The organism is Pseudomonas sp. FW305-7 (assembly GCF_058786735.1).
On sequence record NZ_JBYSZA010000012.1, the window covers coordinates 34,576 to 49,665 of the forward strand.

At 60.4% G+C, this 15,090-nt stretch carries 12 protein-coding genes; 5 read left to right on the forward strand and 7 right to left on the reverse strand.

Annotated elements, in window-relative coordinates; translation table 11 throughout:
* Position 1: 1 nt before the first annotated feature.
* From AC3WMT_RS15995 to AC3WMT_RS16005, 3 genes are all read left to right on the forward strand, one after another.
* Positions 2 to 1,027, forward strand: coding sequence for a putative 2-aminoethylphosphonate ABC transporter substrate-binding protein (locus AC3WMT_RS15995; RefSeq protein WP_034153698.1), 1,026 nt, complete (start codon positions 2 to 4; stop codon positions 1,025 to 1,027).
* Between the two features lie 133 nt (positions 1,028 to 1,160).
* Positions 1,161 to 2,294, forward strand: a complete 1,134-nt coding sequence (locus AC3WMT_RS16000; RefSeq protein ID WP_103304345.1) for a TIGR03364 family FAD-dependent oxidoreductase — start codon at positions 1,161 to 1,163, stop codon at positions 2,292 to 2,294.
* Positions 2,294 to 2,851 (forward strand): phosphonate degradation HD-domain oxygenase, encoded by a 558-nt coding sequence (locus AC3WMT_RS16005; protein WP_103304344.1) that lies wholly within the window; start codon positions 2,294 to 2,296, stop codon positions 2,849 to 2,851. The genes AC3WMT_RS16000 and AC3WMT_RS16005 overlap by 1 nt, the downstream gene beginning before the upstream one ends.
* Before the next feature lie 129 nt (positions 2,852 to 2,980).
* Here the strand turns inward: AC3WMT_RS16005 and AC3WMT_RS16010 are convergent, their stop codons facing one another.
* On the reverse strand, positions 2,981 to 4,357 hold the full coding sequence (locus AC3WMT_RS16010; protein WP_103304343.1) for a GTPase/DUF3482 domain-containing protein: 1,377 nt from the start codon (positions 4,355 to 4,357) through the stop codon (positions 2,981 to 2,983).
* Complete coding sequence (locus AC3WMT_RS16015) at positions 4,350 to 5,723, reverse strand: DUF2868 domain-containing protein (protein ID WP_103304342.1); 1,374 nt, start codon at positions 5,721 to 5,723, stop codon at positions 4,350 to 4,352. Before AC3WMT_RS16015 ends, AC3WMT_RS16010 begins: the two co-directional genes overlap by 8 nt.
* An 85-nt stretch (positions 5,724 to 5,808) precedes the next feature.
* On the opposite strand from AC3WMT_RS16015, the gene AC3WMT_RS16020 reads away from it, so the two are divergent.
* Entirely contained in the window at positions 5,809 to 6,321 is a 513-nt protein-coding gene (locus tag AC3WMT_RS16020; RefSeq protein ID WP_103304341.1) for a dihydrofolate reductase, read from the forward strand.
* 120 nt (positions 6,322 to 6,441) lie between these two features.
* Here the strand turns inward: AC3WMT_RS16020 and AC3WMT_RS16025 are convergent, their stop codons facing one another.
* Positions 6,442 to 7,833 carry an L-cystine transporter gene (locus AC3WMT_RS16025; protein WP_103304340.1) on the reverse strand — a complete coding sequence of 464 codons (1,392 nt, stop codon included), beginning with the start codon at positions 7,831 to 7,833 and terminating at the stop codon, positions 6,442 to 6,444.
* A gap of 241 nt (positions 7,834 to 8,074) precedes the next feature.
* Between AC3WMT_RS16025 and AC3WMT_RS16030 the strand changes: the two genes are divergently transcribed.
* Complete coding sequence (locus tag AC3WMT_RS16030) at positions 8,075 to 9,136, forward strand: HAD family hydrolase (protein ID WP_103304339.1); 1,062 nt, start codon at positions 8,075 to 8,077, stop codon at positions 9,134 to 9,136.
* A 194-nt stretch (positions 9,137 to 9,330) separates the two neighbouring features.
* Here the strand turns inward: AC3WMT_RS16030 and ilvD are convergent, their stop codons facing one another.
* The 4 genes from ilvD to AC3WMT_RS16050 all read right to left on the reverse strand — a co-directional run bounded on the left by ilvD (position 9,331) and on the right by AC3WMT_RS16050 (position 14,702).
* Positions 9,331 to 11,172 (reverse strand): dihydroxy-acid dehydratase, encoded by a 1,842-nt coding sequence (gene ilvD, locus AC3WMT_RS16035; protein WP_103304338.1) that lies wholly within the window; start codon positions 11,170 to 11,172, stop codon positions 9,331 to 9,333.
* Positions 11,173 to 11,429: 257 nt separating this feature from the next.
* A complete protein-coding gene (locus AC3WMT_RS16040) occupies positions 11,430 to 12,662 on the reverse strand; it encodes an MFS transporter (RefSeq protein WP_103304337.1) in 1,233 nt (410 codons plus the stop codon).
* Positions 12,655 to 13,632, reverse strand: coding sequence for a diiron oxygenase (locus tag AC3WMT_RS16045; RefSeq protein WP_103304336.1), 978 nt, complete (start codon positions 13,630 to 13,632; stop codon positions 12,655 to 12,657). Before AC3WMT_RS16045 ends, AC3WMT_RS16040 begins: the two co-directional genes overlap by 8 nt.
* Positions 13,629 to 14,702, reverse strand: a complete 1,074-nt coding sequence (locus AC3WMT_RS16050) for a SagB family peptide dehydrogenase (RefSeq protein WP_103304335.1) — start codon at positions 14,700 to 14,702, stop codon at positions 13,629 to 13,631. The genes AC3WMT_RS16045 and AC3WMT_RS16050 overlap by 4 nt, the downstream gene beginning before the upstream one ends.
* Positions 14,703 to 15,090: the final 388 nt, after the last annotated feature.

Sequence of the window (15,090 nt, forward strand, 5' to 3'; positions counted from 1 at the left end):
CATGTTCAAGCCTATGGCCCTGGCCGCTGCTGTGCTCGCGACTTTCAGCCTGAATGCCTTCGCGGCAAAAACCGAGTTGACGGTGTACACCGCCCTCGAAGCCGAGCAACTGAAGTCCTACAAAGAGGCTTTCGAGAAGGCCAACCCGGACGTCGAAATCAAATGGGTACGCGATTCCACCGGGATCATCACCGCCAAACTGCTGGCCGAAAAGGCCCGTCCGCAGGCTGATGCGGTGTGGGGCCTCGCGGCTTCCAGCCTGGCGATCCTCGATCAGCAGGGCATGCTGCAAAGCTACGCGCCGAAGGATCTGGGCAAGATCGGCGCGAACTACCGGGACGCCGCCAACCCGCCCGCCTGGGTCGGCATGGACGTCTGGGCCGCAACCATTTGCTTCAACACCGTCGAAGCCGAAAAGCAGGGCCTGAGCAAACCGGTGAGCTGGCAGGATCTGACCAAGCCTGAGTACAAAGGCAAGATCGTCATGCCCAACCCGGCGTCGTCCGGCACCGGTTTCCTCGACGTCAGCGCCTGGCTGCAAACTTTCGGCGAGAAGCAGGGCTGGGCCTACATGGACGGCCTGCACCAGAACATCGGCCAGTACGTTCACTCCGGTTCCAAGCCTTGCAAACTGGCGGCGGCGGGGGAATTCCCTATCGGCATTTCCTTTGAATACCCGGCCGTACAGTTGAAGCGCCAGGGCGCGCCGCTGGACATCATCCTGCCGAAGGAAGGCCTGGGCTGGGAGATCGAAGCGACCGCCGTGATCAAAGGCACGCCGCATGAAGAAGCCGCGAAGAAACTCGCGGACTTCTCCGCCAGCGCCGAGGCGATGGACCTGTACAAGGAGAACTTCGCCGTCCTCGCGCAACCGGGCATCGCCAAGCCGCAGACCGAACTGCCGGCCGATTACGAGCAGCGTTTGATCAAGAACGACTTTGCCTGGGCCTCGAAGAATCGCGACGAGATCCTCACCGAGTGGCGCAAGCGCTATGACGGCAAGTCCGAGAAAGTCGCCGCCAAGTAAGATTTTTTCGACTGACAGGGCCTCATCGCTGGCAAGCCAGCTCCCACACTGGACCGCGTCCGTCTGGACAACTCGGTCAACTGTGGGAGCTGGCTTGCCAGCGATAGCGGTCTCGCATTCAGAGCATCTCTAAATGACACACCACAAAGACCTGCTCATCGTAGGCGCCGGCATTCTCGGCCTGTCCCACGCCTACGCCGCCGCCAAACGCGGCCTCAAAGTCGCCGTTTTCGAACGCACTGCCACGCCCCTCGGCGCCTCGGTGCGCAACTTCGGTCAGGCGCTGGTCACTGGTCAGCCGCCAGGCCAAATGCTCGAACTGGCCAAGGCCAGCCGCGAGATCTGGGGCGACTGGGCAAAACTCGCCGGCCTGCAAATCAAGCGCAACGGCTCGTACCTGTTCGCCCGCACTGAAGCCGAAGAGCATCTGCTCGAAGCCTTCTGCGCCGGTCGCGCCGTCGAGCACGGTTACAACGTCGACCTACTGCGCGGCGCGGCACTGCGCGATTTGTACAACGGCCAGTTCAGCCATCACCGCGCCGCTCTGCACGGCATGGACGATCAACAGTTGTACTCGCGCGAAGCGATTCCGGCGCTGATCGACTACCTGCGCCGCGACCTCGGCGTCGAATTCCACTTCTCCACACTGGTGCGCGATGTCGAGCCGGGGCACCTGCAAAGCACTGTCGGCCGTTTCAGCGCCAAGCAGATCATTGTCTGCTCCGGCCACGACTATCAGACCTTGCTGGCCGAGCCGATTGCCACGCTCGATCCGCAGATCTGCCGCCTGCAAATGCTCCGCGCAAAACCGCAGATCGAGCTGAATCTGCAACACGCCTTGCTCACCGGCCTGAGCTGCGTGCACTACGGCGCCTTTGCCGACCTGCCGGAAGCGGCGGCGCTGCAGGCGCAGATCCTTCGGGAGCAACCGCACCTGCATGAAAACGGTATCCACCTGCTGATCAGCCCGACGCCGTACGGCGAGTTGATCATCGGCGACTCGCACCATTACGGCAGCGATCCATCGCCATTCAATGCCGAGCACGTGGACGACTGGATGATCGAACTGGCCGAGCAGACGCTGGGCTGCAAGGTGCAAGTGGTCGAGCGCTGGCAGGGCGTCTATGGTTCACGGGGGCCTGGGCCGTTTTCGTTTTTGCGCCCGGCTCCGGGGTTAAGTGTGGCGCTGATGCACACGGGCGTCGGCATGAGCGTCGGCCCGGCGATGGCCGAGTGCAACGTGGCGCAGTTGCTGGAGGAGGTTTGATGGCAGATCACGCGCAAGTCGTTGACCGGGTGTTTGCGCTGTATGAATGCTTCGGCAGCAGCGATTACATCGGTGAGCCGGTATCACAGATCGAGCACATGTCTCAGGCAGCGCAGTTGGCGATGGCTGAAGGCTTTGATGATGAAGTGGTGCTCGCCGCGTTCTTCCACGACATCGGCCATTTGTGTGCCGAAGGTGCACAGAGCATGGGCGGCTATGGGGTGGTCAGCCATGAACGGTTGGGCGCGGATTATTTGCGTGAGGCCGGCTTCAGCGAGCGGTTGGCACGGTTGGTGGAATATCACGTGCAGGCCAAGCGGTATCTGACCTTACGCGAGCCGGGGTATTTCGAGCGTTTGAGTGAGGCGAGTCGGCGGACGCTGGAATATCAGGGCGGGGTGATGACGGGGGCTGAGGCGGATGTGTTTGAGCGCGATCCGCTGTGTGCGGTCAGTCTGCGGATGCGGCAGTGGGATGAGCTGGCCAAGGAAACGGCGGTGCCGGTGATGGATCTTGGGGTTTTGAAGGACAAAGCGGCGCGACTTTTGGCTGCTTGAGGCGTTAGACCGAGGTGCGGCTATCGCTGGCAAGCCAGCTCCCACAGGGATCGATGGTGTTCACACAATATGTGTTCCACCTCGGACACTGTGGGAGCTGGCTTGCCAGCGAAGGGGCCAGGTCAGGCGCTAGAGCTCTTTGGCCAAAGATTCAATCTGCTCCTGCCGCTCTGCCTGATTCAATTTCGCCTGCGGATTGAGCGAGGACCATTGCGGATGCGCCCGCGCCTTGCTCAGCGCCTCGGGCAACTTGCCCTCACGCCAGGTCTTGTCCTGCGGCGTCGCCACCTGAACCGCGTCCATCGCCGCATGCCCACGCTGATCCAGCGCCAGCAACAACTGCCGCTGGCGCAACGCCAATAACCGCAGCACCCCGTCATCCACCGTCAATTCCCGCTGGCCTTTGATCTTGCCGAGCAAGCGACTGCCATAACTGCGCGCCGTTTGCAGCGCACCGCCAGCAATCGCGCCAGCCAACGCCGCTGCGCCGAGAGTAATTCCGCCGACCAGCAAATCGACGCCAGCCCCCGCCGCCGCGCCTGCGGCGATGCCGCCACCGACCCGCACACCGAGTTGCTTGAGGGTTTCCGGATTGAACAGGTCATCGCCCCAACGCCCATCCAGCAGAGGCAAATCACTCGCCGCCGCATCCTGCGGGCGAAACGCATAGAGCTTGAGCAGCGCTTCGACGCATTTCTGTTCGCGCTGACGCACGGCTTTGCGCAATTCGCTGATGGCTTGCTGTTCCTGCTCGGCTTCACTGACCACACTGCGTCGACACGCGGCGCAGTCGATCAGCAATTCGGCGATCAGGCGCGCCGCACTTTGCTGGCGGGCGAGGCGCTGGGCTTGCTGATCAGCGATCAACCGTTCCAGTTGCGGTCGCGCCGTTTCCAGCAATAACGCCAGACTCTCGTACAGCCGCCGCTCGCCATCCTCCGGCGGCGCGACGCTGTCGAAACGCACCAATGCATGCAATCCGAGCCGCGCCAACGCCTCACGCCAATCCGGCTCGCGATGATTGGCGCTGCTGACGAAATTCAGCACCGGCAGCAGCGGTTTACCGCAACTGGCGAGCACTTCCAGTTCATCGCGATACTTGGCCAACACCGGCTCGCGGGCGTCGATGACATACAAACCGGCGTCGGAGGCGAGCAGTTGCCGCAGCACCTTGGCTTCCTGTTCGAAACGCTGACGCGCCTCGCTGCCGTCGAGAAACCGCGCCAGCCGCGCCGGGCCGTCGAGGCGTTCGCCGGGGCGTTCCAGGCGTTCGAGAAAATCCAGCAGGGCGATGGCGTCTTCCAGCCCCGGCGTGTCGTAGAGGTCGAGCAACGGTTCGCCGTCCACCGACAACCGCGCGCCTTCGACATGGCGGGTGGTGCTTGGGCGATGGGAGACCTCGCCGAAGCCGACATCACGAGTCAGCGTACGCAACAGTGAGGTTTTGCCGACGTTGGTGTGGCCGACCACCGCGAGTTTCAGCGGCGCTTTCCAGGTATCAGTCATGACCCGTCTCCAGCCAGTTCAGCGGTGCGCAATCGGCGAAGGGCAACTCCAGTTGTTGCAGCGCAATGTGCCAGTCACCGAGGCGCTCGGCGTCCAGCGCTTCGCCGGGTGGCGCTTGCAGCAGCCAGACCCGGGTTTCGCCCGCACTGCGTGCCAGTTCGGCGATCAAGGCGAGGCTGCCGCGATCCGGCGAACGTCGTGGATCACAGGCGATGGCCAGACGTGCCGGGGGGAAGCGGCTCAGTTGTTCGAGGAGTTTGTTGCGCGATTCGCGGCTGTCGAGGATGCCGGCGTTGCTGACGCTTTTCGGCAGGGCGGGCGGCCATGGGCGTTGCTCATCGAGTTCGATGGCGACCAGCAGCGCGCCTTCGCTGGCGAGTTCACCCACGCCGCTTTCGACGCGATGCATCTGCGCAGGCTCCGGGTCGTTGACGCCGAGGCGTTCGCTGGTGGGCATCAGGCGTTCGCGCAGTTGCGCGTAGCCGGGCAGGTTCAAGTCCAGACGCAGTGCGGCTTTGCCGGCATTCCAGCGCCACAGGCAAAACAGCGCGAGCAACAACCGCGGGACGACGCCGTAGACCACCAGCACGCCAACCAGCCATGTCGCCCAGGCCTGGCGGGCGCTTTCGATGTCGAGTGCGCTGTCGCCGCTGGCGCGGATCATCTCCACGGTCGGCACATTGAAACCGAGCAGCGACGGCAGATAGCCGAGTGCCTGAGTGACGTGGATAAAGGTGTTGGCACTGAGAATCGTGGTTTCCCAGACAAAGCCGTAGCGCCGGGTCGCCATCAGCGTCAGCAACAGAATCAGTGCGCTGAGCATCGCCAATAACCACAAGCCGTTGACCAATGCACCCAGCGCCCAGCGATTGAGCTTCTGGCGCTGAAGCATCAGCAGCAGCGCTGGCGCCAGTTGCGCGGCTTTGGCGTCGCGGGCGAACTTTTCGCTGAGCCACAACCACAGGCGGCCCAAAGTGGCACCGTGTTCGCCGGCAAAAATCAGCCCCAGCGCCCAGCTCAGCAACAGAATCAGATTCAGCCCGAGCAGGCTGCCCAAGGCCCAGAACACGTTGACCGGGGTTTGTCCCAGCGCGGCGAAGGCCAGCCCGGCACCGCTCAATACGGCGAAAATCATCAGCAACATCAGCGCCAGACGCGCGCCTTGCAGCCAGTGTTTGAGTGCAGATGTCAGCCCGTCACGCTCAGCCAGCCACAGCGCACGGCGCTGAATCCGGCTCGGCAGATCGCCGCCGGCCGCGCGGGCCAGGCGATTGGCTTCCAGATCATCCAGGGGACCTGCGTGTTCTTCGCGCAGGCGCACGGTTTCGGTCAACCAGAGGTTTTGCAGTGGAGTCAGTTGTGTCACGCGGCATCCCGTCGCTCAATTGAGCCGTGAGCATAACCGCTGTGGCGCTTATCGGGTCAAGCGAGGCTCTGGTATCCTCGCCGGCATGACTAAATCACTCCCCCTCAGCCTGATCGCAGCCCTCGGTGAAAACCGTGTGATCGGCGTCGACAACAGCATGCCCTGGCACCTGCCGGGGGACTTCAAATACTTCAAGGCGACGACCTTGGGCAAGCCGATCATCATGGGTCGCAAGACCTGGGATTCCCTCGGTCGTCCGCTGCCGGGACGCTTGAACATCGTGGTCAGCCGTCAGCAAGACCTGGTGTTCGAAGGTGCGGAGGTTTATCCGTCGCTGGAGGCTGCCGTGGTTCGCGCCGAAGAGTGGGCGAAAGAGCAGGGCGTCGATGAGCTGATGCTGATTGGCGGGGCGCAGTTGTATGCGCAAGGGCTGGCCGATGCGGATCGCTTGTATCTGACCCGTGTGGCGCTGAGCCCGGAGGGCGATGCATGGTTTCCGGAGTTCGATTTGAACCAGTGGAAACTGGTGTCGAACGTGCCGAATCCGGCGGAAGGCGATAAGCCGGCGTACAACTTTGAAGTCTGGGAAAAGGCTTAAAAGCATCGCTGGCAAGCCAGCTCCCACAGGGATCGATGGTGTTCACACAATATGTGTTTCACCTCGAACACTGTGGGAGCTGGCTTGCCAGCGATAGGGCCAGATCAGGCCAAGAAGACCTTAAGCCTGAGCAAGCTCCGCATGCTCATCGGCATCCAGCAACTCTTTATCGGTCTGCTGCATCACCTGACTGGTAATCGCACCAGCAGTAATCGAACCACTCACGTTCAACGCCGTACGACCCATATCAATCAGCGGCTCAACCGAAATCAGCAACGCCACCAGTGACACCGGCAAGCCCATCGCCGGCAGCACGATCAGCGCGGCGAACGTCGCACCGCCACCCACGCCGGCCACACCGGCCGAACTCAGGGTCACAATCGCCACCAGCGTCGCGATCCACAGCGGATCCAGCGGGTTGATGCCCACCGTTGGCGCAACCATCACCGCCAACATCGCCGGGTACAGGCCCGCGCAACCGTTCTGGCCGATGGTCGCACCGAATGAAGCGGCAAAGCTTGCAACGGATTGTGGAATCCCCAGGCGGCGAGTCTGCGCCTCAATGCTCAGCGGAATGCTGGCGGCGCTGGAACGGCTGGTGAACGCGAACGTCAGCACCGGCCAGATCTTGCGGAAGAAACGCAGCGGGTTGATCCCGGCCGCCGACACCAGCAAACCGTGAACCACGAACATCAGGCCCAGACCGAGGTACGAGACCACGACGAAGCTGCCGAGCTTGATGATGTCCTGCAGGTTGGAACCGGCGACCACTTTGGTCATCAGCGCCAGCACGCCGTACGGGGTCAGCTTCATGACCAGACGCACCAGACGCATCACCCAGGCTTGCAGGGTGTCGATGGCGTTGATCACTTTCTGACCTTTCTCGACGTCGTCCTTGAGCAGTTGCAGCGCGGCAACACCCAGGAATGCAGCGAAGATCACCACGCTGATGATCGAGGTCGGCTTGGCCCGCGCCAGGTCGGCGAACGGATTCTGCGGGATAAACGACAGCAGCAATTGCGGCACATTCAGGTCGGCAACCTTGCCGGCGTAGTCGGTCTGGATGGTTTGCAGACGGGCCATTTCCTGGGTGCCGGCGACCAGACCTTCAGCGGTGAGGCCGAACAGATTGGTCAGGCCGATACCGATCAGCGCCGCAATCGCCGTGGTGAACAGCAGCGTGCCGATGGTCAGGAAGCTGATCTTGCCCAACGACGAAGCGTTGTGCAGGCGCGCCACGGCGCTGAGGATCGAGGCGAACACCAGCGGGATGACGATCATTTGCAGCAACTGCACGTAACCGTTGCCAACCAGATCGAACCAGCCGATCGAGGCTTTCAGCACCGGGTTGCCGGCACCGTAGATCGTGTGCAGCGCAACACCGAACGCAACACCCAATCCCAGCGCGAGCAGGACTTTTTTCGCCAGGCTCCAGGTGGTGTGGCGGGTTTGCGCCAGACCGAAGAGCAGGGCGAGGAACACCAGCAGGTTGAGAATCAACGGTAGATTCATGAGATCTCCAGGTAAGACTGTGCCAACAGCCTTCCGGGGCTGCTGCGAACCGGCAAGCCTAACAGTTTGATTTGCAATGATTTAATACCGAAATTGAAGGTCTTCCGTCGTTTTTGGAATAAGCGCGTGTCGCTCTCGGCAATGCATTTGGCGCAATGGGGACGTGAGCGGTCGCTGACAGACGAGGACTGTCACACATATTTGTTAGCGTCGATGTCTTTAGCTCAGGGAGAAAGCATCGATGAAGTTCGCACCGAAATTTCTGGCTGTCGCACTGACTGTAGGTTTGGGCCTGGCCGGTCAGGCTTTCGCCACCGACCTCAAACACTGGCCGGCGGATCAGGCCAAGGCACTGGACGCGATGATCGCCGCCAACGCCAACAAGGGTAACTACGCAGTGTTCGACATGGACAACACCAGTTACCGCTACGACCTCGAAGAGTCCTTGCTGCCATTCATGGAAAACAAGGGCCTGATCACCCGCGACAAGCTCGATCCCTCCCTGAAGCTGATGCCGTTCAAGGACACCGCCGACCACAAGGAAAGCCTGTTCAGTTACTACTATCGCCTCTGCGAAGTCGACGACATGGTCTGCTACCCGTGGGTGGCGCAGGTGTTCTCCGGCTTCACCCTCAAGGAGCTTAAGGGCTACGTCGATGAGTTGATGGCCTCGGGCAAGCCGGTGCCGGCGACTTATTACGAAGGCGATGTGGTGAAGAACCTCGACGTTCAACCACCGAAAATCTTCACCGGCCAGGTTGAGCTGTACAACAAGCTGATGGAGAACGGCATCGAGGTCTACGTGATGACTGCGGCCTCGGAAGAACTGGTGCGCATGGTCGCGGCCGATCCGAAGTATGGCTACAACGTCAAACCGCAGAACGTCATCGGCGTGACCACGTTGCTGAAGAACCGCGAAACCGGCGAGCTGACCACTGCGCGCAAGCAGATTACCGCCGGCAAATATGACGAGAAGGCCAACCTTGGCCTCGAACTGACGCCATACCTGTGGACGCCAGCAACGTGGATGGCCGGCAAGCACGCGGCCATCCTTACCTACATCGACGAATGGAAAAAACCGGTACTGGTGGGTGGCGATACCCCGACCAGCGACGGTTACATGCTGTTCCACGATGTTGACGTGGCCAAGGGCGGCATTCACTTGTGGGTCAACCGCAAGGACAAATACATGACCCAGTTGAACGGCATGATGGCCAAGCACGCGGCGGCGCAGGCCAAAGAAGGGTTGCCGGTGACGGCGGACAAGAACTGGGTGATCGTCAAGCCTGAAGAGATTCAGTAAGACCGAGTCGCTCCAATCGCTGGCAAGCCAGCTCCCACAGTGTCCAAGGTGAAACACAAATGGTGAGAACACCATAAATCCCTGTGGGAGCTGGCTTGCCAGCGATGGGGCCCTCGTGTTCATCCATTGATTCGATCAGGCGAAAAAATGCCCCGCACGTTGGCGGGGCATTTTTCGTTACTGCGATTCGACGCTTACAGCCCGTCGAGCATCGCCTTGTTACGCACGGCACCCTTGTCGGCGCTGGTCGCCAGCAGGGCGTAGGCCTTGAGGGCGGTGGTCACTTTGCGAGGACGAACCTCGACCGGTTTCCAGCCTTTCTTGTCCTGCTCGACCCGGCGTGCAGCCAGTTCTTCGTCGCTGACCAACAGGTTGATCGAACGGTTCGGGATGTCGATCAGCACTTTATCGCCGTCCTGCACCAGACCGATCGCGCCGCCGGCCGCAGCCTCTGGCGAAGCGTGGCCGATGGACAGGCCCGAAGTGCCGCCGGAGAAACGACCATCGGTGAGCAGCGCACAGGCTTTGCCCAGGCCTTTGGATTTCAGGTACGAGGTCGGGTAGAGCATTTCCTGCATGCCCGGGCCGCCTTTCGGGCCTTCGTAGCGAATGATGACGATGTCGCCAGCCTTCACTTCGTCAGCGAGGATGCCGCGCACGGCGCTGTCCTGGCTTTCGAAGATTTTCGCGTTGCCTTCGAAGACATGGATCGACTCATCGACGCCGGCAGTTTTCACCACGCAGCCGTCCAGCGCGATGTTGCCGTACAGCACGGCCAAACCACCTTCTTGCGAGTAGGCATGTTCGAAGCTACGGATGCAGCCGTTTTCACGGTCGTCATCCAGGGTTTCCCAGCGGGTCGACTGGCTGAACGCGGTCTGGGTCGGGATGCCGGCAGGACCAGCCTTGAAGAAGTGGTGAACCGCTTCGTCAGTGGTCTGGGTGATGTCCCACTTGGCGATGGCTTCTTCCATGCTGCGGCTGTGCACGGTCGGCAGGTCGGTGTGCAGCAGGCCGCCACGGGCCAGCGAACCGAGGATGCTGAAGATGCCGCCGGCGCGGTGCACGTCTTCCATGTGGTACTTCTGGATGTTCGGCGCGACTTTGCACAGCTGTGGAACGCTGCGCGAAAGACGGTCGATATCGCGCAGGTCGAAATCGATCTCCGCCTCCTGGGCGGCAGCCAGCAAGTGCAGGATGGTGTTGGTCGAACCGCCCATGGCGATGTCGAGCATCATCGCGTTCTCGAACGCCTTGAAGTTGGCGATGTTGCGCGGCAATACCGATTCATCATTCTCGCCGTAGTAACGCTTGCACAGCTCGACGATGGTACGGCCCGCCTGCAGGAACAGCTGCTCGCGGTCGCTGTGGGTGGCGAGGGTCGAACCGTTGCCCGGCAATGCCAGACCCAGCGCTTCCGTCAGGCAGTTCATCGAGTTGGCGGTGAACATGCCGGAGCACGAACCGCAGGTCGGGCAGGCGCTGCGCTCGTACTCAGCGACTTTCTCGTCAGAAGCGCTTTCGTCGGCGGCGATCACCATGGCGTCGACGAGGTCGAGGCCGTGGGAAGCGAGTTTGGTCTTGCCGGCTTCCATCGGGCCGCCGGAAACGAAAATCACCGGGATGTTCAGGCGCAAGGCAGCCATCAGCATGCCCGGGGTGATCTTGTCGCAGTTGGAAATGCACACGATGGCATCGGCGCAGTGGGCGTTGACCATGTACTCGACGGAATCGGCGATGATCTCGCGGCTCGGCAGCGAATAGAGCATGCCGTCGTGGCCCATGGCGATACCGTCATCCACGGCGATGGTGTTGAATTCTTTCGCGACGCCACCGGCGCGTTCGATTTCGCGGGCGACCAGCTGGCCCAGATCCTTCAGGTGCACATGGCCCGGTACGAACTGGGTGAACGAGTTGGCAATGGCGATGATCGGCTTTTTGAAGTCGTCATCTTTCATCCCGGTGGCGCGCCACAGTGCGCGGGCGCCGGCCATGTTGCGGCCGTGGGTGGATGTTTTCGAGCGGTAATCTGGCATGGAGCACTCCGGGCGGCTAATCAGGTATCAAAGGGGAGTGAGCTTCTATTGACGTCTGGAACACTCAGAAATGGCCGTGTGTCCGTGAAGTTGCCGATGACGTTGCGGGATCGCCGCTGGTCTCAGCTTGAGCTCATAAACCCGCCGGGGGATGAATGGCGATGAATCAGCCGATTCTACACCGCTGGCGTCTGGAGGGAATGGCGCAAAGCATTGTTCCAGTGCCGACGGTGCGTGTGGCATGACGACCGGCAGGATCATTCGCTGCCAGGTTGCACCAGCGCACTGGCTTGAACGCTCCTCAAGCGCCGGCTGATCCCGCTGTTGAGTGCCAGCGCGACGCAACTGAGCAGTACAAAACTGTAACCCAGCGTGGCTTGCAGATTGGCCGGGCTCAGACTGATCAGTGCGCTGATCAAACCGCCGCTGATAAAAATGATGGTGCTACCGGCCGAGGCCGAAGTGCCGGCGTTGTCGGGAAACAGCGCCATGGCCCGAGAGGTGGCGGCCGGTCGTGTGATGGTGGTGCCGGCCGTGCAGATCAGCATCGGGATCAGCACCGTGGCCGGCGCCAGCGCATGATGGGCGGCCAGATACAGCATGGCCAGGCCCGACAGCAGGATCAGGCTCAGCCCGGTAATGATTTGTCGGCCCGGGGTGATGCGGCGATTTAGCACGCTGGCGACAATGCCGCCGACGATATAGGCAGCCCCGTAAATCAGCAGAATCAGCGAAAAGTCATAGGGCGCGAGTTGTAGCTGATCCATGAAAATCAGCGGCGAGATCACGATGAACGAAAAGTGGCAGGCGAAGGCGAACGCCGATATCAACCAGTAACCGACGGATTGGAAATTTCCCAGTACCCGTCGGTACGACTGAATGAAACCCAGGCGTATGCCACCGCTGGCCGGCCGACTGTTGTCCAGCAACAGCCAGGCCTTGATGAGCACGACTGCTGCGAGTGCGGTAAATACCCAGAAGCTGCCGCGCCAGCCAAGGGTGGCTTGCAGAAAGGTGCCGGCCAGTGGCGACACCGAAATGAAGATCCCGCTGGCGGTGACCATCAGGATACGCAGGCGATCACGCTCTTCACCTTCGAACAGATCCTGCACCAGTGCCTGGGACAGCACGAAACAACCGCACCCTATTGCCTGTACGACACGGAATATCAGGAACAGCGTGTAATCGTCGGTCATCACGCAGCCAAGTGCACCGAGCATCGAGACGCTCATGCCAGCGAGCAACAAGCCCTTGCGACCGATCGTATCGGACAGTGGGCCGATCAGTACCTGGGCAAAGGCGATGCCCACGGCGAACAGGCTGATCGACAGTGCGATGTCCGCCGGGGTTGTCTGGAAGTGCGCGGCCAGTGCCGGAAACGATGGAAGCAGGACATCCAGTGGGAACGCGCCGAGCAGCACCATCGCCAGCAACAGGCTGACAGCCCCGCGACGCTGACGGGGGGTTACCACGGATTTTCCTTTATCCATCGATCAGTCCTGCCTTGGAAAAAAGTGTCTGGTTATGGGGCGTGGCGAAGAAACCGGCCTTGCGCAACGCATCCAGCGTAGCGATGGAGCCTGATTTTGCACGCGCACGGCTGGCCTGCACTGTTGCCATGCTGCCGACAATATTCCGTACATCGCTCTCGGCAATGCCCGCTCCACGCAGGCTCTGTTGCAGCCAGCGTTCGTCGGCCTCGAAGAAAATGCCGATGATCTCGAGCAGCGTTTTGCTCACAAATGTGCGCTGGCGAATGTTCATGGACAGCCAAAGGTAATGGAACACTTCAGCGAAATAGCGACTGTGGCGGGCTTCGTCGGCCAGATGATCGCGCAGCATGTCGTTCACACTGGACACGAGACTGTCCCGGCACACGTCCAGCAGTTCCCGGGCAATGATGGTTTCCGAAACGAAACCGAGCAGAAACCATGTCAGTGAACGTTGCTTTTCCGGGGTACGGGCGACCAGTGCGTTCATGCGCGTGATGCGCTTGGGTATCGCCGGGCGCCCGCCAACGTTATAAAGCGTGGCGATCTGTTCGGCGAGACGATTGGAGAACAGCGCGTGGTAGCCCTCGTCGGTGTAGAGCTGCAGCGCTGCGTGCTTCATCGCCAGCGGCACATAAATGGGCAGTTCCCGATGGGCGATGACTTCAACCGCGCGATTGACGATGCGATGCTCGAGCAGGGTGGTGTAGTCGAGAAAGTACACCAGATGGTTGGCGGTCAGGCGGTGCAGCACCTCGCGGCCTGCGGCCTGGATCGCTGGATGAGCGAGATAAGGCAGGAAGGCGGGGGGAAACCAGTAGCGGCTTTCGAGTTGTTGCTGCACGTCGTCCGGCAATTGATAGTTGTGGGTGCTGGTGCGTACCGAGGCGCGGCTGTCCCAGTCCCCCAAAGTAAATTTGAGCGCCCATGACACAGGCACTTCGGCCGGATCCGGAATCAAGACTGTCATGCTTGTACCTCGCGCAACAGTCCGTGCATTTCCTGGCACATCGCCTGGCCGTCGCTTTCGCCGCAGCCGACAAAGAACAGCGGTTGCTCCGCGCTTCCCTCAAGCTTGAGCAGTGCTTCGATTTGCCTGTCGGCAAACGCACCGGTCAACCAGGTGTTGAGGCCAAGTGCTGTGGCGACCAGTTGAAAGGTTTGCGACAGATGACCGGCTTCCACGAATGCCATGCGATAGGCCCGTGAGTGCTCGTATTTCCACCAGAGCCGATCGAATCGGGCGGTGATGAACAGGCCCAGCGGCAGATTGTTGATGAAGTGCTGGCCTGCGAGCAAAACCCCCAACGCGGATTGAGGCAATGAATTGACCCGACTGATGGAATGGTCGGTCGGCTGATAGGCGTAGATCCCGGGCTCCAGATCGTCGACATTCTGCACCAGCAGAAAACCTTCGCAGGCGTTCAGACCGCCACCGGAAGGACTGCTGCGGCGTGCGCCGAGATCGTCGGCGATGCTGTCGTCACGGTCCCCGTCGCGCTCGCGCAGGTAACCGAGCGAAAGATAAAGCAGGGTGCCCAGGTCATCGAGTGTCATCGCTGCGCCGGTATAGGTGCGGCAGGTTTTACGCTGGAGCAGGGCGTGAACCAGGCTGTCGTCGCGCAATTCACGCGGAAGGGGCAATGCGATGCGCTGCCCGGCTTCCTGCTGCTGGCGTTCTTTCACGGGAGCCGGGGTCGCCAGGACTTCGTTGCAGTGAGAAAGATATTGCCTGGACCACTCGTGAATATTCTGGGGGGTGTGTTCGCAGGGAATGTTTTGCGTACCGATATGGTAGATCTTCGACAGTTCATCCCAACCCCATTGTGGATTGTCTATTTTTGAAACGGTTAGGATGCCCGCACTTAATAGTTGTGTGTCTATTATGCTGTGCGTGTCGAACAAGTCAGGGTTGTTGATTAGTTGGGTGAGCCGAATTGAATAATCAAGGTCAAGTTCATGCTGGGTATGATCTTTGTAGTTCCATACTATTTGTCCCGGCGAGCGCGGCAATATAAACAGGTAAGGGTTTATGTACATGTGGGTTATTTACTCTGGATAAAATCGAAAAGGACGCCTGGTTGCCGGCACTTCCCGGCGTCCTGCCCTATTTAGCGGGCTTTAGGGGCAACCAGAAAAGCCAGGTTGGCGATTTTGTTGGTTTCCAGATAAATGGTTTTCATGATGTGAACTCCTTGTTCATTGATAGTCGAAGTCACCTCGTGGTGACAACTTCATAATAGTTTGTAATGGATTATTGGCAAGTGGATATTAAGTAGGAATATTCCAGTAATTTTGTCGGAGCGATCTTTAGCTGGAGTTGGACTTTGTAGGCTAAGTTTCAATAATTAAAAGACGTAAGGAAATATCCTGCACGTCAGTAGGAAAGCAAGTGTAGGAAGTGTCGATTATTGAAGCAGAGATAGCG